Here is a 19,197-nt window from a genome sequence, read left to right on the forward strand (position 1 = left end):
GTGTTTTCCCTGTCGTCTCTCCAGGCTGAACGTGGAGCGGACAGGAAACAGCTTCAACCCTCATTCGACCTGATATAACGGCTTTGTGTTTGGCGGTTGAACCGAGCCGGTCGCCTGAGGGTCGACCAGTTCCGCCTCGAGGATGTAGCGCAAGGGCCCGCGCTCCGTCGCGTCGAAGGGCCAGCAGGTGGTCAGCACGAGACGGCGGCCGTCGGAGGAGGGATCGATGCCGTTTGCATCCCACGGAGCGATGCGGCCTTCGCCCGCCTTGAAGGTCAATAGTTTGCCGTCGCGGCGCGTGACTTCGATCGTATCGCCGGGCTTTATATATTGCAGCCAGCGGAAGTGCGTGTCGCGATGGGCTGCGATCACGGAGGTGCCTTCCTCGCCCGGCTGTGGGGTGTTGACGAGCCAGGCCGGACCGAAGGCGAGAGCCTCGCCGGAGGCGCCGGAAAGCACGATCGCCTCCTTGCCGAGGCGCGGGGCGCGCACCTTGGCCTCGGTGGTGAAATCCGCCCAGGGCCAGGGCTTTGTCTCTTTCCCCTGCAGCTCCGCGGCGAAAGCGCGTTTCAGCAGGATCTGGGAGAGCTCCGCCTTCGCTTTCAGCAGGAAGCCGTCGCCGATCAGCGCCAGGCCATAGAGGGCAAGACCGGCAATGGCGAAGGCGATTGCCTTTTCGATCGAGGAAAGACGCCAGAGGAAAAAGCCCTTGCTCGGGCGCGCCTTCGGCCTGTCATAGGCCGTGGCGGCCGCCATGGCGAGTTCCAGATAGGTCGGAAGCGGCTCGAATTCGGCCGCTTCCTCGTTGTGGCTTGCGGAGAGCCTAGAGACCATAACGCTTGGCCCCGACCGCGATCACCCGTTTGATGCGCCGGCGCCAGATGGCCAGCCCGCTTGCCGCCGTCAGCGCCAGGAGCAGCATGGTAAGCCCGCGGATGATCTGCTCGTCGGCGCGCGTTGCCGTCTGCGGCAGGTTCACGGTCGAGCTCTTCTGCGCGATCATGGTGGCGGCCTTGGCGGTCGGGGCTGCTGCCATCATGTTTGCGATCCCGGGCGATGCGGCGAGATCCTGTGTTTCGGCTGCCGCCTGTTCCGGTCCGGCGTTTCCTGCCGGCGTCGCCGAGCCATGGCGTTCTCCGCCGGCAGGAGGGACAGGGTTTTCGCCGAAGACCTTATCGAAGTCCCAACCTTCAGGCAGATTGAGCGGCAGCTTGGTTGAGCCGAGCGGCTGGTCGGCCGGGCGTGACGGGGTAACGTCGACGGCAACGAGGCTGGTGAGGCGGGAGACGAGATGGTGGGCGAGAGCGACCGTCTCGATATCCTTGTCGAGCGCGGCCCGATCCTGACGTTCATAGGCACGGGCTTCGAAATCGTCGATCTTGCGGCGGGCCCAGAGCTTGGAAATGCCTTTGCCGTCGGCGGCATTGGCGATATCCATGTCGACGCGCCAGGGCTGCTCGCCTGTCTTGCCGAAGATCTGCAGCTTGCCGGCGGGTTTGTCCTCAGGCAGTTCGGCGGTCAGCACGACGGGTTCGCCACTGTAAAGGTCCGGCATCGGGTTCGGCGTGATATCCTCGGCTTTTATGCCTTCAAAGGTCGCGGCGATATCGGTCATGGCTGGGTTCTGCAGCTTGGCGAAAAGCTCGGCCATGCGGCTTGCCACCTGATCGGTCGAGCCGATCGCCGTGAAGGTGCCACGGCCGACTTCGGCGGCCTTGGTCATGAAATAGGTATTCGGCGCCGAGCCGATACCGACGGTGAAGACGCGGGCATCGCCGCGGTTTGCAGTGATTTCCTGGAAGAGCTGTTGCTCGTTGCCGATTGCGCCATCCGTCAGGAACACGACCTGGCGCAACGCTCCGCTTGCGACCGGTCCCTGGTTGCGCAATGCAGCCTCCAGGGCGGGCAGCATTTCCGTGCCGCCGTCGGCTGTCAGGCCCCTGACATAGGCAATGGCCTTTTCGCGATTGTCCGGGGTGGCAGCAACGAGACCCTTGAAGTAATCCGTCATCGTATCGTCGAAACGGATGACGTTGAAACGGTCGTCGGGGTTCAGCTTGGAAATGGCAAGCGCCAGGCTCTGCCTTGCCTGCTCGATCGACGGACCGGACATGGAGCCGGAATTGTCGATGACGAAGACTACCTCGCGTTTTGCCGGCGGCGCTGCCGCATCCGGAGCCGTGGGCGGGGTGACGAAGGCGAGCAGATAGGTCTTGCCGTTCATGACTTCCCGGAAGAGGCCGGCACTCGGCATCTTGCCGGGGGCGGCCTTCCAGGTGAGCTCGAAATCCTTGTCGGCGGGAACGGTGTCCGCCTTCAGGCCGATCGTCCTCGCCTGGTCGCCATCCTGCCTGATATCGACCGCGTGGAAGGACGATTTGACGTCGCCAAGCGGGAAGCCTGCCTTGAGGTCGACGGTCAGCGAAACCGGATTGATCCTGGCGTTCTCACGCGGATCAAGTACGGGGGCTTCGATCTTGTCGCGGTTTTCCACCGGGTCGCGTGGTGTGGCGAAACCGGCGCCGTTATTGAACTCGACGGTCTGGACGATCGGCGCCGGATTGTAGCGCGGGGCGACGACCATCGGAAAACGCAGCGAGAACTCGCCGCCCGACTGGTGGACCGTCTGCTGATATTCGATCTGGACGACGACGGTTTCGCCGGGACCGATATTGGCGACCTGGTTGGTGAAAATGTTCGGCCGCTGTTGTTCGAGCAGCGCCGTCTTCTTGCCCTCGGCCTTGGCCTGCTCGTAGATTTCACGGGCTTCCTGGCGAGGCTTGATCTGGCCTTCGATGAAGCGTTCGCCGATCTGCATTTTCAGGGCGTCAACGGCGGAATTGTCCGGCAGCGGGAAGACGTAGGTGCCTTCTACCCAACCCTGGCTTGGATTCTGAAAGCGCTGCGTCACCTTCACCCTGGCGATCGGGCCGGAGACGTCGATGGCGACATCGGTCTTCAGCCGCGGCGCTTCGACATAAAAGCCCGGCTCCTTCGACGGAAAGAGCAGCGAGCCGCTGTTGACGTCATTCGGCCGGACAAGCGCCGCCAGTTGGTTGGATGCCTGCGGCGCCTGCTCGGCGCGGACTGTGGAGGCAAACCCCAGCATCGCCGCTATGCAGGCGGCAAGAGCGGTGACGGCAACAAGGACTGAAACGGAAATTCGGCGGGCGCGAATGCGCCCTATGGCAAACTCATCTTCCAGAAACATTGGCATACCCTCAATAACCAATTTCGGATGCCGGATGATGCGGCTTCGATCTCGGCGCGCTCACGACCGAATTGCGGCGTGGCTCGGCATTTGTTGCGGCTTATTCGTGGCGATGGTCGAATCCGGCGATGCCACTGATTTCAGGGTATAAATCCGGATGACTTCAGAGTTTGATTCAAGATCCGCGCAGCACGATTCAACCTCGTGACGCCGGCCAGTCCGAAGGCGTGGACAGGCCGGGCGGGCGGCGCGGCGAAATGATCAATAAGAATCATGCCGCCATGACGCCTTTCCGCTTGAAATGCCGTCATACATTGGACATAGAGCTAACCGCAGAACTCCGGTCCCGGCTTTCTGCCCGTTTCAACCAATAGGACCGTTATCATGGCCTTCCTTGCCGATGCTCTTTCCCGTGTGAAGCCTTCAGCCACCATCGCCGTCTCCCAGAAAGCGCGCGAGCTGAAAGCAAAAGGACGTGACGTCATTGGCCTCGGTGCGGGTGAACCGGATTTCGATACGCCCGACAATATCAAGAAGGCCGCCATCGACGCGATCAACCGCGGCGAGACGAAGTACACGCCGGTTTCCGGCATTCCTGAGCTGCGCAAGGCAATTGCCGCCAAGTTCAAGCGCGAGAACGGCCTGGACTATACAGCGGAGCAGACGATCGTCGGCACCGGCGGCAAGCAGATCCTTTTCAACGCTTTCATGGCAACGATGAACCCCGGCGACGAAGTCGTCATCCCGGCGCCTTACTGGGTTTCCTATCCCGAGATGGTGGCGCTGTGCGGCGGCACGCCGGTTTTCGTTTCGGCCACCCAGGAGCATAATTTCAAGCTCCAGCCGGCCGATCTCGAAAAGGCGATCACCGAGAAGACAAAGTGGTTCATCTTCAACTCGCCGTCCAACCCGACGGGTGCGGCCTATACGCATGACGAGTTGAAGGCGTTGACGGATGTGCTGATGAAACATCCGCATGTCTGGGTGCTGACCGACGACATGTACGAGCACCTGACCTATGGCGACTTCAAGTTCGTCACGCCTGTCGAAGTCGAGCCGAAGCTCTACGACCGGACGCTGACGATGAACGGCGTCTCCAAGGCCTATGCAATGACCGGCTGGCGTATCGGCTACGCGGCAGGCCCGCTGCAGCTCATCAAGGCCATGGACATGATCCAGGGCCAGCAGACCTCGGGTGCGACATCGATCGCCCAGTGGGCTGCTGTCGAAGCGTTGAACGGCACGCAGGACTTCATCCCGGAGAACAAGAAGATCTTCGAAGGCCGTCGCGATCTCGTCGTTTCCATGCTGAACCAGGCCAAGGGCATTGTCTGCCCGGTGCCGGAAGGCGCCTTCTACGTCTATCCCTCCTGCAAGGGTCTGATCGGCAAGACGGCTCCGTCGGGCAAGGTCATCGAGACGGACGAGGATTTTGTTTCCGAACTGCTGGAATCGGAAGGCGTTGCCGTCGTTCACGGTTCGGCCTTCGGTCTCGGCCCGAACTTCCGCATCTCCTATGCAACTTCCGAAGCACAGCTCGAGGAAGCCTGCCGCCGTATCCAGCGCTTCTGCGGCGCCTGCAAGTAAGCCGGTTGGCACAGCATCGATCAAAGGCCCGCCGCGACGGCGGGCCTTTTTCTTTGTGGCGAGGTCGGGCTGGCGCTGTGATTGTCGTTCACGTCCCGATTCAACATGCTGCAGAGTTGATTCCACTTTGCCTCGCAAGTCGTTGAATTCCGATTCAAAACGTGACGCAGGGTGACGGCTCGGCGGGTGATCGGCGGTTGCGGGTTGGCATCAAACCAACTAGATATCCGGCATCAAGTTTACGTTGCCGCTTCGGGAGGCCGGGATTTTGCAGCAGAGTGCGGTGATCGTCTGTTCGGATGTCAACATGCTGCCGGCCGCCTGCTGCACCCTGCTTTCCGTCAAGCGCAATCTCGGCGGTTCTGCCGTGGAGTTCCTGCTTCTCGGCATCGACCTTACGCCGAATGAAAGCGCCGAGGTCGGAAATTTCGCGCGGATGCACGGCATGGCGATCACTGTGCTGCCCTACAATACGCCGGATACGGCAAAGCAGGCGCGGGGCCGCTGGTCGGGTGCGACGCTGGCGCGGCTCTACATGGATCTGCACATACCCGCTCATATCGAGCGTCTGCTTTACCTCGACGCCGATGTGCTGGCAGTTGCGCCAGTTGACGAACTCTTCAGCAGGGATTTTCAAGGCAAGGCGCTTGCCGCCGTCGACGACTATGTCATGGCCTTTCCCGAGAAGGCCGGCGCACGGCAGCGGAAGATCGGCATGCACGAGGGTGGCCGCTATTTCAATGCCGGTGTGCTGCTGTTCGACTGGGCGGCCTGCCGGGAGAGGGAGCTTTTTGCCAGGACACGGGAGATCTTCGAGGAGCGGTCGCATCTTTTCGAGAATAACGATCAGGATGCGCTGAACGTCACCTTCGACGGCGACTGGCTGGTGCTCGATCCGCGCTGGAATACGCAGACCGGCCTTCTGCCCTTTGTCGGCCGGCCGGCGATCATTCATTTTACCGGCCGGAAAAAACCGTGGCAGGCCACCGTACCCTGGGTGCACCGCCGGATGGCCAAGCGTTATATCGAGGATCTCAGCAATACGCCGTGGGCCTCGTTCTGCAGGCAGCCGTCGATGATGGGCCGGGTCGCGGGTTTCCTTTCGCATGTGGGAAAGCGTATCGGCGGGCTGACGCGGCTGGCACGGACGCGCGCCTATTTCAGCAACAGCTAGTAAGGCGGGCAGTGCGCATCGTCCTTGGAAAGTGCATGTGAGCCGATATGGAAGCAATCCCCAGTGACACGCAGAGGGCCGCCGCGGATGGCGGCTTCAACTTCCTGACGCCGGAGGCGTGGAAGGCACTGTTGTCACCTTATTCCCACGTCGTGCTGGTGGCAAACAGCGAAGCAGTCGATTTCGAGCGGCTGCGAAGCGAATTTCCGGAGACGACGCTCTACGTCTTCTTCAACAATGTCTATAAGGTGCTCGACGAAGCCTTCACCGGCCATGCGGTGCTGATTGCCCGCAGCGGCGTGATGGGCGCCAATATCGTCCACCGGCGCGAGACGGCGGATGTTCTGCGTTTCTTTGCCGGCAACGATTTTTTGGGTGTCGTCAATATTCGCGCCTCCCCGGAGGAAAACTTCAGTGAGGAGAGCGGCTTCAAAGGCGCCAGAACCCGCCATCTCGATCTGACGCAAATGCTCGGCGATCTCTATCCGACAGGCAAGATCGCGACGAGCGGCTTTGCGATGGCGCTTTGGCTGGCCGACCTGCAACTGCCGGGCAAGATCCTGCTTGCCGGTTTTTCGGCAAAGAGAAGCGAGAAGTGGAAGGTCTTCGACGTGCACGACTGGACGTTCGAGCAGATCTTCCTGCGTCTCTTTGCCAGGATGGGCTCGATCTCGATGATGGGCGGCGTCGATGCCAGCCCCTATTCGGCGCTGGCCAAACGGTTTCCGCAGGTGCCGCCGATCGAGATTGCGATGACGGCGGCCGAAGTTCTGTCGGAACGGCTCCACAATGCGAACGGCCAGATCGACCGGCTGATGTCCGTCACCAAATCGATCCGCGCCATTGAGGGTTTCTTCCGGCGCTTCAAGCCGAAAACCCGCAAGCAGCGCTTCCTCGAAAAGTCGAAGGAATGACTGCCGCAGGGACCTGCCAACAAGGGTGAACTGCCAAGAAGGCGATGTCAGCCGCCACCGTCAAAGTCCCAGCGCCGTCAGCATGATGAAGGTGGCAAAGAGGATGAAATGCGTCATGCCCTCGATGGCGTTGGTCTCGCCGTCGTTGAGGTTGATCGCCGCGGCAATCAGCGTGATCGTCACCATTACCGTCTGCACCGGGGTCATGGCCATGATGAAGGGCTGGCCGGTGTAGAGCGCGATTGCCTCCATGACGGGTACCGTCAGGATCACCGTCGACAGTGAAGCGCCCATGGCGATGTTGACCGTCGCCTGCATGCGGTTCCTGAGGGCTGCCCTCAATGCCGTCAGGATTTCGGGGGCGGCCGAAATCGCCGCGACGACGACGGCGGTCACCGCGATCGGCGCGCCGCTGTCGCGCAGCCCCTCTGCCATGAAGGCCGACATGAACTCCGCCAGCAGGCCGATGATGACCACGCCGACGAGAATGGTGGCGATCGAGATCGCGGCCGACTCGTCGGGGGCGTGCTCGTCCGGACTTTCTTTCTTCCGCTCGGAGCGCGGATAGCTATAGCTGAAGAAATAGCTGTGCTGACCGACTTGCATGCGCAGGAAGAGGCCGTAGAGCGCGATCATCGCGACGATAGTGAAGGCGGAATAATAGTGCCATTTGTCGCGGGGCACGAATTCCGGCACGATCATCGAGATGCCCATGGCGGTGAGGATCATCACGCCGTAGGTCTTGCCGGAGTTATCGTTATAGGGCTGTTCGCCGTGCTTGAGGCCGCCGAGCAGCGCGGCGAGGCCAAGAATGCCGTTGATATCGAGCATTAGGGCGGAATAGATCGTGTCGCGCACCAGCGTCGGCGAACTCTCGCCACTCATCATGATGGCGAGGATGATGACTTCGACGGCGACGGCCGAAAGGGTCAGGATCATCGTGCCGTAGGGATCGCCGACTTTGACGGCGAGCAGTTCGGCATGATGGGCGACGCGGATAGAGGCGAGCACGATGGTGCCGACCAGGGCGACGGCTGCGATCAGCGCGACGCCGCGCCCCATCTCGATCACCGCGTGTTCCATGAGATAGGCGATCACTGCAACGAAAAGTGCGACGACCAGAAACTTTTCTTCTTTAAAGCGTGACGCGATCCCCAAGCCTGAGCTCCTGTCCCGATTCATGCGTTTTATCTAAGTCACTGATTTCGCCTATCAAGCAGGCCCAGGGCCAGTCCCGTTTGCAGTCTTCGGCGTTTAATGGAATACTGAACGTCATCGGGGCCGGAAAGCAGATCGCGGCGTCCTCGAATTCTCGTCAAGCGGCCGCGATGATCCGGATCCTGTCCGGAAGCGTGCGAATGCGCAACAAGAAGATGAGGAGACGGATGCATGATCAAGGTGGTCTACGAAGTCGTGCCGCATGACGGCGGCTGGGCCTACAGGCTGGGAGGTGTCTATTCCGAGGCATTTCCGACCCATGCCGAGGCCCTCGAAGCTGCGCGCATCGTCGCGGCCGAACAGCAGGTCGGCGGCGATTCCGCCGAGATCAGCTGGCAAGACGAGAACGGCAAGTGGCATGAGGAATATGCCGAAGGCGGCGACCGGCCGGAAACCGAGGTGGTGGATGGTCTCTGGAAAGGTCACGCGGCCGGGGCCTCGCCAGGCATTTGAAATTACCGATTGCCCGTCAATGCCCGCGCGACGATCGCGTCGACGAATTCACGCTTATGCGCGGTATAGCGATCGCCGTCCATCCTGAATTCGGCTGCCAGCCTGCGTTTGAGCGCGGCATACTCCGCCGCCGCTTGCGGATGCGCGATGAGATAATCCCGGAAAGCCAGCCTGTTTCGATGGGTGCTGTTGCCGGGCGGGCAAAGATAGACCCGCTCCGCCGGCACTGAACCTCTCGACAAAAACGCCCAGACATCGTCGTCATAGCGGTTGCCGCGCGGCTCGTAGCCTTCTGCCAGAAGCACGCGGGTGGCGCCTTCGATATGCCCGAGGCCGGGAAGGATGATGTCGATATCGATAAGCGGCTTGGCGGTCATGCCCGGTATGGACGTGCTGCCGATGTGATCGATGGAGAGCGCCTGCGGCAGCAAGCCCAGCAACCTGTCGCGGATGCGCCGGAAGGCTTGGGGCCATTGCGGATCGTGGGGCACGAGTTCAACCGGGTTGTGCGTCGTCATTTTCCCATCCCGCCGGAGCGCCCGTCCAACAGGACGTGCCAAGGAGCCTATTGCTTTGAAATTTGCGCATGATTCTTTCCGAAAATCGATTCCGATTTTCGCACTTATGCGCTGGTCGAATATCGGTAATAGTCCTGCAGACCGTTGACCAGGGCGTCGAACGTGGCGCGGCAGCGCGGCGAGGTCTTCAGGCTCGCATGCATCGCCACCCATGTACCGAGCGGGATTTTGAAGGCATCGGGCAGGATGTGCACCAGGTCAGGATTTTCCCGCGCAAGCCCGGTCTGGCAGATGCCAATGCCGACGCCGGCGCGGATTGCGGAAAGCTGGGCAAGGTTGCTGTCGGTCCTGTAGGAGAATTCGATGCCGGGCACCGCATAGCGTTTCATCACCATGCGTACATAGGCCGTCTGCCGGTCGAAGCCGATCAGCCGGTGGTTTGCGAGGTCAGCCAAGGTTTGCGGAATTCCGTATCGGCTGAGATAGCGGCGATGGGCGTGAAAGCCGAGCGGGATATCGCCGATGCGGCGCACGAGGAGCGCATCCTGCTGCGGCTCGGCCATGCGCACGGCGATGTCGGCCTCGCGGTTCACCAGGTCCTCGATGATATCGGAAGCCGAGAGCTCGATCTGGAGGTCGGGATAGGTCTCCTGCAGCGGTCCGAGAATCCCAGGCAGCACCTCGACGGCGATGACTTCGCTGGCGCTGACCCTGACCGTTCCAGCCACGCGTTCGCGCTCACCGGATGCGGTGCGCAACAGGGCGGCAGCGGTTGCCGCCAGTGTTTCGGCATAGGGCTTGAGCGCCAGTGCGGCGTCGGTCGGCAGCAATCCATTCGGCGAGCGGGTGAAGAGTTCGGCGCCGATCGCCAGTTCCAGTGCATCGACATGGCGGCCTATGGTCGGCTGGGTCAGCCCCAGTTCTCGGGCGGCGGCTGAAAGCGATCCCTGCTGGAGCACGGTCAGGAAACTGCGGTAGAAATCCCAGCTTGGTTCAACGCTCATATATTTCTGTATAGCAGATGCAACAATTTCGTCAATTTTGTTTATGCCTTGCTGATGGCATGATCCTCTCATCCAACCGAAGGAGATGAATGTCATGAACAGCGAAATGCAGATGACGGCCCTCGTCCTCGGCGCGACCGGCGGTATCGGCGGCGCGGTTGCCCGCAAGCTGCTTGGGCGCGGCTGGCGCATCCGGGCGCTCAACCGTGATGCAGCCAAGGCGTCGAGGCGCGAGCCGGCTTTCGAATGGCTGCAGGGCGATGCGATGAATGCCGGTGACGTGCTGAGGGCGGCTGAAGGCGTCGGCCTGATCGTCCACGCCGTCAATCCGCCCGGCTACCGCGACTGGGAAAAGCTGGTGCTGCCGATGCTGGACAATACAATCGCCGCCGCCCGCGCCGTCGGCGCGCGCATTGTGCTGCCGGGCAACGTCTATAATTTCGGCCCCGATGCCTTGCCGGCGCCGACGGAGGAAAGCCCGCAGCATCCGGTGACGAAGAAAGGGGCGATCCGCGTCGACATGGAGAAGCAGCTGAAGGCCGCCTCGCAGTCCGGTGCCGGCGTCATCATCGTCAGGGCGGGGGATTTCTTCGGTCCGGGCACGACTGGCAACAGCTGGTTTTCGTCTGGCCTCGTAACCCCCGGTAAGCCGGTCGGCACGATCAGGAATCCCGCACGGCGCGGCATCGGCCATCAATGGGCCTATCTGCCCGACATGGCGGAAACCATCGCCCAGCTCGTCGAGCGGGCCGATCGGCTGCCGCCTTTCGCCGTCTATCATATGGAGGGCTTCTGGGATGCGGACGGCATGCAGATGGCCGAAGCGATCAAGCGCGTCGCCGGCGGCAAGGCGAAGATCGCCGGCTTTCCCTGGTGGATCGTGCCGCTGGCAGCACCCTTCGTTCCTGTGATGCGGGAGATCAAGGAGATGCGTTATCTCTGGAAGGTGCCGGCGCGGATGCGGAACACCAGGCTCACGGCCGAGCTCGGAAGGGAGCCGCAGACGCCGATCGACGAGGCCGTCAGGGCTTCGCTCGCGGCGCTTGGCTGCCTGCCTGAACCGCATCGCGACATGACGACCGCCTTTATCGGGCATTCGCCTGAAAAGATGCGTTAGGTCCGAAGTTCGGCCAGCGCAATCCGGGCGACCGTCAGGGCTTTTTCTGCCTGCTCGATGTTCGGATCGCCGAGGAACCAGGCGGCGGAAAGGCCGGAATAGGCAGATATCCATTGCAGCAGCCGTTTCGGCTCGAGCCCAGCCGCTGCTGAGACGACTGCGAGCTGGCGGCGGAAGCGAGCCGGATCGGTGATCGTTGGCAATTCCTCATTGGCGAAGATGTTGGCGAAATCGAAGCCGCGTTCGCCGTGGAGCCGCTTCGGATCGATCGCCAGCCAGCCGCGCGACTCGAAATCGAGGATATTGCCGTGGTGGATGTCGCCGTGAAGGATGGCGACGTCACGCGGATCGGCAAGGAGGGCGTTGGCGATCGCCGAACAATCGGCAAGCGTGCCGCCATGCTTGGCTGCTGCCGGCTCCAGATCGCGGAACCAGCGGGTGAGGGGCACGGGATCGGGAAGCAGTTTTTCGCGCGGCGCATGCAGCCGTGCCGCTGTCTGACAGAGAATGCGGCTTGCCTCGTCGTCCTCACCATTCATCGCCATGGCAAGCAGCGAGCGTTTCCCCATCGCCCTTTCCAGCAGCACGGCGTCGTCCTCACGGGCGAAGACATAGGCTGCGCCGTCACCATCCCACCATTGCATCAGCAGTGCGCCATATCGCTCGTCGATATCGGCAGCCACTTTCAACATGGCGGGCCCATCCTGCCAGAGGACCGGCAGCAACAGGCTCGAATGGGTGATGATCGGCTCGCCGTCTTGTATGAGCGACCAGCGATGGAGATAAGAATCGAACATGGCGACACGCTACAAAGATGCATCGAAAATGGAAATCCCGCCTTTCGGCGGGATTTCGCGGTTTGCATTGCAAAAGGCTCAGGCGACTTTTTCGAGGATAGGATAGTCGATATAGCCCTTGCCGGTGCCGCCGTAGAAGGTCGACTGGTCGGGCGTGTTGAGCGGCAGATGGTGTTCCAGGCGCTCGACGAGGTCGGGATTGGCAATGAAGGGCTTGCCGAAGGCGACGAGATCGGCGCGGCCGCTTTCGACGGTGTCGATCGCCAGATCACGGTCGTAGCCGTTGTTGACCATCCAGTCGGCCTTGCCGCCGGCCCTTTCGTAAGCTTGGCGCAGCGCCTTGTATTCGAAGGAGGGATTATCGCCCTGCTTGTAGTCACGGTCGCCGCCGGTCTGGCCTTCGATGACATGGAGATAGGCGAGGTCGTATTTGGCCAGGCCTTCGACGATGTGTGTAAAGGTCGCCTGCGGATTGGAATCGTAGCTTTCGCCGGACGGCGTCACCGGCGAGATACGGATCGCGGTGCGGCCGGCGCCGATTTCCTTGACCACGGCATCGACGACTTCGAAGGTCAGGCGGGCACGGTTTTCGATCGAGCCGCCATATGCATCGCTACGGTCGTTGACGCCGTCGCGGATGAACTGGTCGAGCAGGTAGCCGTTGGCGCCGTGGATCTCGACACCATCGAAGCCGGCATCGATCGCGGCCCGGGCGGCCTTGCGGTAATCCTCGATAATGCCGGGAATTTCGGCGGTTTCAAGCGCGCGCGGCTCGGAGGTGTCGGCGAAGCCGCCGGTGCCGTCGGCATTGACCAGATAGGTCTTGGCCTTGGCGACGCGGTTGGTCGAGGAAACCGGCTTGCCGTCGTTCGGCTGCAGCGTCGTGTGCGAGATGCGTCCGACATGCCACATCTGCACGACGATCTTGCCGCCAGCAGCATGGACCGCGTCGGTGACGCGCTTCCAGCCGTCGAGAGCCTCCTTGGTATAGAGACCCGGCACATTGGCATAACCCTGGCCTTGATGTGTGATGGCTGTCGCTTCGGTGATGATCAGGCCGGCGCTGGCGCGCTGGCGGTAATATTCGACGTTGAGGTCGTTGGGGATTGCGCCCGGCGAGCGGTTGCGGGTCAGCGGCGCCATGACGATGCGGTTCTTGACGGGGATGTCGCCGACTTTCGTGGGTTCGAAAAGCTTGGCCATGATGGTCCTTTCTTTTGCGGGAGGATCACTCGGCAGGAGCGAGGGCGGCTCGGCCCCTGGCGGAGAGATAGGTGAGCACCGTCGCGCCGAGGCCGATTAGGGCCATCAAGGCTGCGGCGAGTGGAACGCGGGTGAGATCGAAGCCCGCGTCGATGACCAGGCCGCCGACCCAGGCGCCGAGCGCATTGCCGGTGTTGAAGGCGCCGATGTTGATCGTCGAAACAAGATTCGGGGCGTCCTTGCCGAAGCCGACGACGCCGACCTGAAGCGCCGGCACGGCGGCAAAGCTTGCCAGTGCCCAAAGGAAGAGGGTGATTTCGGCCGGGATGAAGAAGCGGCTCGTATAGCTGAAGGCGATCGAGGTGATGGCGATCGCGGCAAAGACGCCGGCAAGCGTCGCGCCGAGCCGCCAGTCGGCAAGCTTGCCGCCGACGAGGTTGCCGACGGTCAGCCCGAGGCCGATCAGGAACAGCGTCCAGGTGACGCCTTCGGGCGACACGCCGGTGACGTCGCGCAGCAGCGGCGCGATATAGGTGAAGAGGGCGAACATCGAGGCGGCGAAGAAGACGGTGGTGGAGAGCGCCAGCCACAGGCCGCCATTCCGGAGTGCCGCGATCTCGCGCAGGATGCTGCCGTTTTCCTGCTGCTTGTCCCTCGGCAAAATGGCGATCAGGCCTGATATAGTGACGATGCCGATGACGGTGACGACACCGAAGGTGGCGCGCCAGCCATAGGCCTGGCCGATCGCGGTGCCGAGCGGCACGCCGAGAACATTGGCAAGCGTCAGGCCGGTGAACATCAGCGCGACGGCGCGAGCCTTGCGGTCTTCGGCGACCAGTCCGGCGGCGACGACCGAGCCGATGCCGAAGAAGGCGCCGTGGCAAAGCGCGGTCACGATGCGGGCGATCATCAGCACCCAGTAGCCGCTCGCCAGAGCGCACAGCAGGTTGCCGGCGATGAAGAAGGCCATCAGCGCAATCAGGGCGGTGCGGCGCTTCAGCTTCGCAGTCGAAACGGCCATCACGGGTGCGCCGATTGCGACCGCCAGCGCATAACCGGTTACCAGCCATCCGGCCTGCGGGATCGTCACCGACAGATCGGCGGCGACCTCAGGCAGCAAACCCATGATGACGAATTCGGTGGTGCCTATCGCAAACGAGCTCAAGGCGAGAACGAGGAGGGCGAGGGGCATTCTAAAGGTCCTGCGTCAGTTGCTTGAGAAAAGCGGCGATCGTTTCTTCGTTTCGCTTGTAGAAGATCCACTGGCCGACGCGTTTGGTGGTGACGAGGCCGGCGCGATGCAGCGTCCCGAGATGAGCCGAGACCGTCGACTGCGACAGGCCGCAGCGCTCGAACTGACTGGCGCAGACACCCATTTCGAAAGGGTGCTCCTGCGAGGGGAAATGTTGCTCGGGGTTTTTCAGCCAGTTCAGAATGTCCATCCGGGCGGGATGAGCGAGTGCCTTGATAATCTCGTCTTTGTCCATCGTCGTTCGCCGAACTATAAATCGTGTTTGACCGATATATTGATCGTCGGAACTCGATATGCAAATCACGGAGGCGTGAGGTGGCGGCTTTTAGTGGGTGCGCAATTTTTGGGCAAAAAAAGAGGGCCACCGGAAAACCAGGGCCCTTGTAATTGTGAAGGTCAAAAACCTCCAGAGGGGAACAGCTAATGCGGTGGTACTGGGAGAGAAACCACAAGATGCATCAGCTGAGATGGATATGGTGCTTCCTTGAGCAGGTTTCAATGCTTTTTTGTGCATGTCTGCTATGCGCCGCACAATTTTTTTGCGGTGCGGCATTTCCCTGGGCAAGCAAGGCAAAAAAAGAGGGCCACTGGAAAACCAGGGCCCTTATAAGTGTGAAGGTCAAAAACCTCCAGAGGGGAACAGCTAATGCGGTGGAACTGGGAGGAAAAGCCACCATGTGCATCAGCTATGTGCGATATGGTGGTTTAATGGGCAAACGGCAACCCTCATTTGTGCATGCCAGTCATGCGCCTTCTGCATAGTATGCAAAACGTCGACAAAATCGGGCTTAAAAGTTCCAGTTTCTAGCCTTGCTGACGATGAAATCGCGGAAGGCCTTCAGCTTGGCGGCGTTCTTGATTTCATCGGGATAGCAGAAATACGTATCGAAGGAGGGGACGTCGGCATTGATCGCCAGCTGAATCAGGCCGGGGTCGCGACCGACGATGTAATCCGGCAGGCAGGCGACGCCGATGCCGAGCAGGGCGGCTCGCTTGATCGAGGTCTGGCTGTTGATCTGCAGATGCGGGATGCGCTTGTTGTCGGACGAGCGGCCAGCGACCTCCAGCCAGTTGACGTCGAGCAGGTAGCTCGGCGCCGGCTCGCCGAAGGTGATGATGCGGTGATTGTCGAGATCCTCGATCTTCTGCGGCTCGCCATGGCGGTTGATATAGGACGGAGCCGCATAGACGTGCATGTGCACGGTGAAGAGCTTGCGCTGGATGAGGTCGGATTGCTGCGGCTGGCGCAGGCGAATCGCGCAGTCGGCATGGCGCATGTTCACATCCACTTCCTCGTTGTCGAGGATCAGCTGGATCTGCACATCGGGATAGAGCTGCAGGAATTCCTGGATCTTGTCGGTCAGCCAGCCCTGGCCGAGACCGACCGTCGTCGTGACGCGCAGCTTGCCGGACGGCGTCTCGGTCGTCTCGGTGAGCTGCATCTTCACGGTTTCGAGCTTCAGCAGCACGTCGTGGGCGGTGCGATAAAGCAGTTCGCCCTGCTCCGTCAGAATCAGGCCGCGCGCATGGCGGTGAAACAGCTTGGTGCCGACATCCTGCTCCAGCGCGCTTACCTGGCGGCTGATGGCGGATTGGGACAGATGCAGTTTATCCGCCGCATGCGTGAACGAACCCGCCTCGGCAGCTGCGTGGAAAATACGCAGCTTGTCCCAATCCAATGGCATTCCCCCACCCCTCATGCCGATCTTACTCCGCGGCCACGGCGACGGGCATGTGGCCCGTCAGATATCGCTCGGCTTCCAGTGCTGCCATGCAGCCCAGGCCGGCGGCGGTGATCGCCTGGCGGAACGTGTCGTCGGTCACGTCGCCCGCAGCATACACCCCCTCCAGGCTGGTCGCGGTCGAATCCGGTGCGGTCCAGAGATAGCCATTGTCCTTCAGCTTCAGTTTGTCCTTGAAGAGCTCGGTTGCCGGCGCGTGGCCGATGGCGACGAAGACGCCGTCGATCGTAACCTCGGTGATCGCCCCGGTACGCGTGTCGCGCAGGCGGGCGCCGGATACGGATTGCGGCATCGGCGGCTTGGCCGGCGTGCCGGTGATCTCTGCCACTTCGGTGTTCCACAGCACCTTGACATTGTCCTTGGAGAACAGACGCTCCTGCAGGATCTTCTCGGCCCGGAAGAAATCGCGGCGGTGCACTACGGTGACCGACTTGGCGATGTTGGAGAGATAGAGCGCCTCTTCGACGGCGCTGTTGCCGCCGCCGACAACGATCACATCCTTGTTGCGATAGAAGAAGCCGTCGCAGGTGGCGCAAGCCGAAACGCCGAATCCCTGGAAATGCTGTTCGCTCTCGATGCCGAGCCATTTGGCCTTGGCGCCGGTGGCGATGATCAGTGTATCCGCGGTCCAGACCTGGCCGCTGTCGGTGCGGGCGACGAAGGGACGCTGGTTCATGTCGACTTCGGTCACGAGATCGTTGACGATCTCGGCGCCGACATGTTTTGCCTGCTGCAGCATCTGTTCCATCAGCCAGGGACCCTGGATCGGATCGGCAAAGCCCGGATAATTCTCCACATCGGTGGTGATCATCAGCTGGCCGCCCTGTTCGAGACCGGCGATCAAAACCGGTTTCAGCATGGCGCGCGCGGCATAGACCGCGGCAGTATAGCCTGCGGGTCCGGAACCGATGATGAGCACCTTGGTATGGCGGGCGGGCATGTCATTTCCTTTCGACTGGCAGGAGGGCGGCGGCTAAGTGGTGATTGCGGCCGTTTCGCGGTCCATGGGCCATTTATGAACGTCCAATGCTTTTATTCAAGGGCAGCCTTGCGTTACCAACAAGGCAAATCGCCAGGATGTGCAAGAATCCGTCATCGGCGTGAAACATTCTTGCGTATTCCGCCGCTTTATATAGAAGCTCCCCGCGGAGAATTAAAGAAAGGCAATGATGTGGGTCGCGCCGAACTCGACGTCATCGACATAAAGATACTCCGGGAGCTGCAGGCCGACGGCCGCATGACCAATGTGGAGCTCGCCGATCGCGTCGGCATCTCGGCGCCGCCCTGCCTGCGCCGGGTGCGCAAGCTCGAGGAAGCCGGCATCATCGAGGGCTATCACGCGATGCTGAACAGCCCGAAGCTCGGCTTCGACCTCGTCGCTTTCTGCATGGTTGGCCTCAAGCACCAGTCGGAAGGCAATCTCAAGGCCTTTGCCGCCGCCACCACCGAATGGCCGCTGGTGCGCCAGGCGTGGATGGTCTCCGGCGACAGCGATTTCCTGCTGCATTGCGTGGCGGAGAACCTCACCCGCTTCCAGGATTTCGTCATCGAGGTGCTGACGGCGAACGAACATGTCGATACCGTGCGCACCATGCTGACGATCCGGCAGGTGAAGAAGCTGGGACTGGTGGAAGTCTAGACTCCCAATTGCTCCCGTCCATTACTTGCGCGAGATATAGCCGCCCCGGTTGATGCCGTGGCGCTGGAGCTTGTCGTAGAACGTCTTTCTCGGAATACCGAGCGCTTCGATGGTGCGGCGCACGTCGCCGTCATTGGCCGACAGCGTGTCGCGGATGATCTCCGCCTCGTAGCGTTCCAGTCGTTCGGGAAGCGTGGAGCCCGCCGGCTGCGCAGGGACCACTGCCGCTCCACCGCCTTCCACACCAAGCACCACGCGTTCGGCATAATGCGAGAGTTCGCGGACATTGCCGGGCCATGTATGCGAGGCGAGATGCTGCCGCACACCGGGCGAAAGCGGCGGGACCTCGCGGCGAAACCGCTCCGCGGCACGGGCGGCGAAATGGGAGAACAGCAGCGGAATATCGTCGCGGCGTTCTCGCAGCGGCGGAATGGAGATCGTCACAACATTCAGCCTGTAATAGAGATCCTCGCGAAAATCGCCGCGCACCGAGGGATCCCCGAGGTCGATCTTGGCAGCCGCGACAACGCGAAGATCGACCGGGCGCACCTCGTTGGTGCCGAGCGGCGTGATCTCGCGCATCTCCAGCACTCGCAGCATCTTGACCTGCGTGGCGGCCGGCATGCTCTCGATCTCGTCGAGGAAAAGCGTGCCGCCGCTTGCATGTTCGATGCGGCCCGTGCGGCGCTTCTGAGCGCCGGTAAAGGCGCCGGCTTCGTGGCCGAACAGTTCGCTTTCGATGACGGTTTCGGGCAGAGCGCCACAGTTGAGCGCCACGAAATTGCCCTTCCGGCGGTGGCTCCACTGATGCAGGATCTGGGCAACCACTTCCTTGCCGCTGCCCGTTTCGCCGGCGACCAGCACGTCCACATCGGTATCGGCGATATGGCGAAGAATGTTTCTCAAGTTTTCCATGACAGGCGTCTGGCCGATCAGCGGCAAGTTCTCCTGCGCATCCTCGGCTGCTTTGCGCAGCATGCGGTTCTCCAGAACAAGCCGCCGCTTCTCGCTGGCGCGACGCACGCTTTGGACGAGCCGATCGGCCGCGAAGGGTTTGGCGATGAAATCATAGGCGCCGTCCTGGATCGCCTGAACGGCCATCGGAATATCGCCGTGGCCGGTCATCAGGATCACCGGCAGGTCGGCATCCATGCCCTGCAGCGTGGCGAAGAGTTGCAGTCCATCGATCTCCGGCATGCGGATATCGGTGACGACGGGGCCGGCGAAGTCGGCCGGCAGGTCCGCCAATGCGGCTTTCGCCCCGTCATAGGCGGACACGGTGAAACCGGCGAGTTCGAGCGTCTGGGCGGTGGCGCGGCGCAAATCCTTGTCGTCGTCGATCAGCGCAACGGGGCTCAGTGTGTCCAT

General features: G+C 61.7%; 18 protein-coding genes. 6 read left to right on the forward strand and 12 right to left on the reverse strand.

The window, feature by feature from the left end:
- Positions 1-60: 60 nt before the first annotated feature.
- Both FHT75_RS01995 and FHT75_RS02000 read right to left on the reverse strand, forming a co-directional pair.
- Positions 61-834, reverse strand: a complete 774-nt coding sequence (locus FHT75_RS01995; protein ID WP_063474544.1) for a class GN sortase — start codon at positions 832-834, stop codon at positions 61-63.
- Positions 824-3,211 (reverse strand): marine proteobacterial sortase target protein, encoded by a 2,388-nt coding sequence (locus FHT75_RS02000; protein ID WP_047611151.1) that lies wholly within the window; start codon positions 3,209-3,211, stop codon positions 824-826. Before FHT75_RS02000 ends, FHT75_RS01995 begins: the two co-directional genes overlap by 11 nt.
- A 384-nt stretch (positions 3,212-3,595) precedes the next feature.
- On the opposite strand from FHT75_RS02000, the gene FHT75_RS02005 reads away from it, so the two are divergent.
- The 3 genes from FHT75_RS02005 (at position 3,596) to FHT75_RS02015 (ending at position 6,886) form a co-directional block, all read left to right on the forward strand.
- A complete protein-coding gene (locus FHT75_RS02005; protein WP_028758400.1) occupies positions 3,596-4,798 on the forward strand; it encodes a pyridoxal phosphate-dependent aminotransferase in 1,203 nt (400 codons plus the stop codon).
- Between the two features lie 268 nt (positions 4,799-5,066).
- The gene (locus tag FHT75_RS02010; protein ID WP_028758401.1) at positions 5,067-5,972 is read left to right on the forward strand and encodes a glycosyltransferase family 8 protein; all 906 of its coding nucleotides are present in this window, start codon (positions 5,067-5,069) and stop codon (positions 5,970-5,972) included.
- A 47-nt stretch (positions 5,973-6,019) separates the two neighbouring features.
- On the forward strand, positions 6,020-6,886 hold the full coding sequence (locus tag FHT75_RS02015) for a hypothetical protein (protein WP_063474545.1): 867 nt from the start codon (positions 6,020-6,022) through the stop codon (positions 6,884-6,886).
- A 60-nt stretch (positions 6,887-6,946) separates the two neighbouring features.
- Here the strand turns inward: FHT75_RS02015 and FHT75_RS02020 are convergent, their stop codons facing one another.
- Positions 6,947-8,044 (reverse strand): calcium:proton antiporter, encoded by a 1,098-nt coding sequence (locus FHT75_RS02020; protein WP_063474546.1) that lies wholly within the window; start codon positions 8,042-8,044, stop codon positions 6,947-6,949.
- A gap of 231 nt (positions 8,045-8,275) precedes the next feature.
- On the opposite strand from FHT75_RS02020, the gene FHT75_RS02025 reads away from it, so the two are divergent.
- Positions 8,276-8,557 (forward strand): DUF2188 domain-containing protein, encoded by a 282-nt coding sequence (locus FHT75_RS02025; protein ID WP_028758403.1) that lies wholly within the window; start codon positions 8,276-8,278, stop codon positions 8,555-8,557.
- 2 nt (positions 8,558-8,559) lie between these two features.
- Here the strand turns inward: FHT75_RS02025 and FHT75_RS02030 are convergent, their stop codons facing one another.
- Both FHT75_RS02030 and FHT75_RS02035 read right to left on the reverse strand, forming a co-directional pair.
- The gene (locus tag FHT75_RS02030; RefSeq protein ID WP_028758404.1) at positions 8,560-9,075 is read right to left on the reverse strand and encodes a GrpB family protein; all 516 of its coding nucleotides are present in this window, start codon (positions 9,073-9,075) and stop codon (positions 8,560-8,562) included.
- Positions 9,076-9,179: 104 nt separating this feature from the next.
- On the reverse strand, positions 9,180-10,079 hold the full coding sequence (locus tag FHT75_RS02035) for a LysR family transcriptional regulator (protein WP_063474547.1): 900 nt from the start codon (positions 10,077-10,079) through the stop codon (positions 9,180-9,182).
- A 94-nt stretch (positions 10,080-10,173) separates the two neighbouring features.
- On the opposite strand from FHT75_RS02035, the gene FHT75_RS02040 reads away from it, so the two are divergent.
- Positions 10,174-11,196, forward strand: coding sequence for an NAD(P)H-binding protein (locus FHT75_RS02040; RefSeq protein ID WP_047611139.1), 1,023 nt, complete (start codon positions 10,174-10,176; stop codon positions 11,194-11,196).
- On the opposite strand, the gene FHT75_RS02045 is transcribed toward FHT75_RS02040, so the two are convergent.
- The 6 genes from FHT75_RS02045 to trxB form a co-directional block, all read right to left on the reverse strand.
- Complete coding sequence (locus FHT75_RS02045) at positions 11,193-11,993, reverse strand: aminoglycoside phosphotransferase family protein (protein WP_047611136.1); 801 nt, start codon at positions 11,991-11,993, stop codon at positions 11,193-11,195. The two genes, FHT75_RS02040 and FHT75_RS02045, sit on opposite strands and share 4 nt — an antisense overlap.
- Before the next feature lie 78 nt (positions 11,994-12,071).
- Positions 12,072-13,196: an alkene reductase gene (locus FHT75_RS02050; protein ID WP_063474548.1), complete on the reverse strand. Its 1,125-nt coding sequence runs from the start codon at positions 13,194-13,196 to the stop codon at positions 12,072-12,074.
- A gap of 25 nt (positions 13,197-13,221) precedes the next feature.
- On the reverse strand, positions 13,222-14,388 hold the full coding sequence (locus FHT75_RS02055) for an MFS transporter (RefSeq protein ID WP_028758409.1): 1,167 nt from the start codon (positions 14,386-14,388) through the stop codon (positions 13,222-13,224).
- Between the two features lies 1 nt (position 14,389).
- Positions 14,390-14,683 (reverse strand): ArsR/SmtB family transcription factor, encoded by a 294-nt coding sequence (locus FHT75_RS02060; RefSeq protein WP_028758410.1) that lies wholly within the window; start codon positions 14,681-14,683, stop codon positions 14,390-14,392.
- Positions 14,684-15,236: 553 nt separating this feature from the next.
- A complete protein-coding gene (locus FHT75_RS02065; RefSeq protein ID WP_003581089.1) occupies positions 15,237-16,133 on the reverse strand; it encodes a LysR family transcriptional regulator VtlR in 897 nt (298 codons plus the stop codon).
- Positions 16,134-16,155: 22 nt separating this feature from the next.
- Complete coding sequence (trxB, locus tag FHT75_RS02070; RefSeq protein ID WP_028758411.1) at positions 16,156-17,130, reverse strand: thioredoxin-disulfide reductase; 975 nt, start codon at positions 17,128-17,130, stop codon at positions 16,156-16,158.
- 231 nt (positions 17,131-17,361) lie between these two features.
- On the opposite strand from trxB, the gene FHT75_RS02075 reads away from it, so the two are divergent.
- Complete coding sequence (locus FHT75_RS02075; protein ID WP_017994786.1) at positions 17,362-17,829, forward strand: Lrp/AsnC family transcriptional regulator; 468 nt, start codon at positions 17,362-17,364, stop codon at positions 17,827-17,829.
- Positions 17,830-17,850: 21 nt separating this feature from the next.
- Here the strand turns inward: FHT75_RS02075 and FHT75_RS02080 are convergent, their stop codons facing one another.
- Positions 17,851-19,197, reverse strand: a complete 1,347-nt coding sequence (locus tag FHT75_RS02080; RefSeq protein WP_047611123.1) for a sigma-54-dependent transcriptional regulator — start codon at positions 19,195-19,197, stop codon at positions 17,851-17,853.

This window comes from Rhizobium sp. BK112 (genome assembly GCF_014193215.1).
Classification (GTDB): Bacteria; Pseudomonadota; Alphaproteobacteria; order Rhizobiales; family Rhizobiaceae; genus Rhizobium; species Rhizobium anhuiense.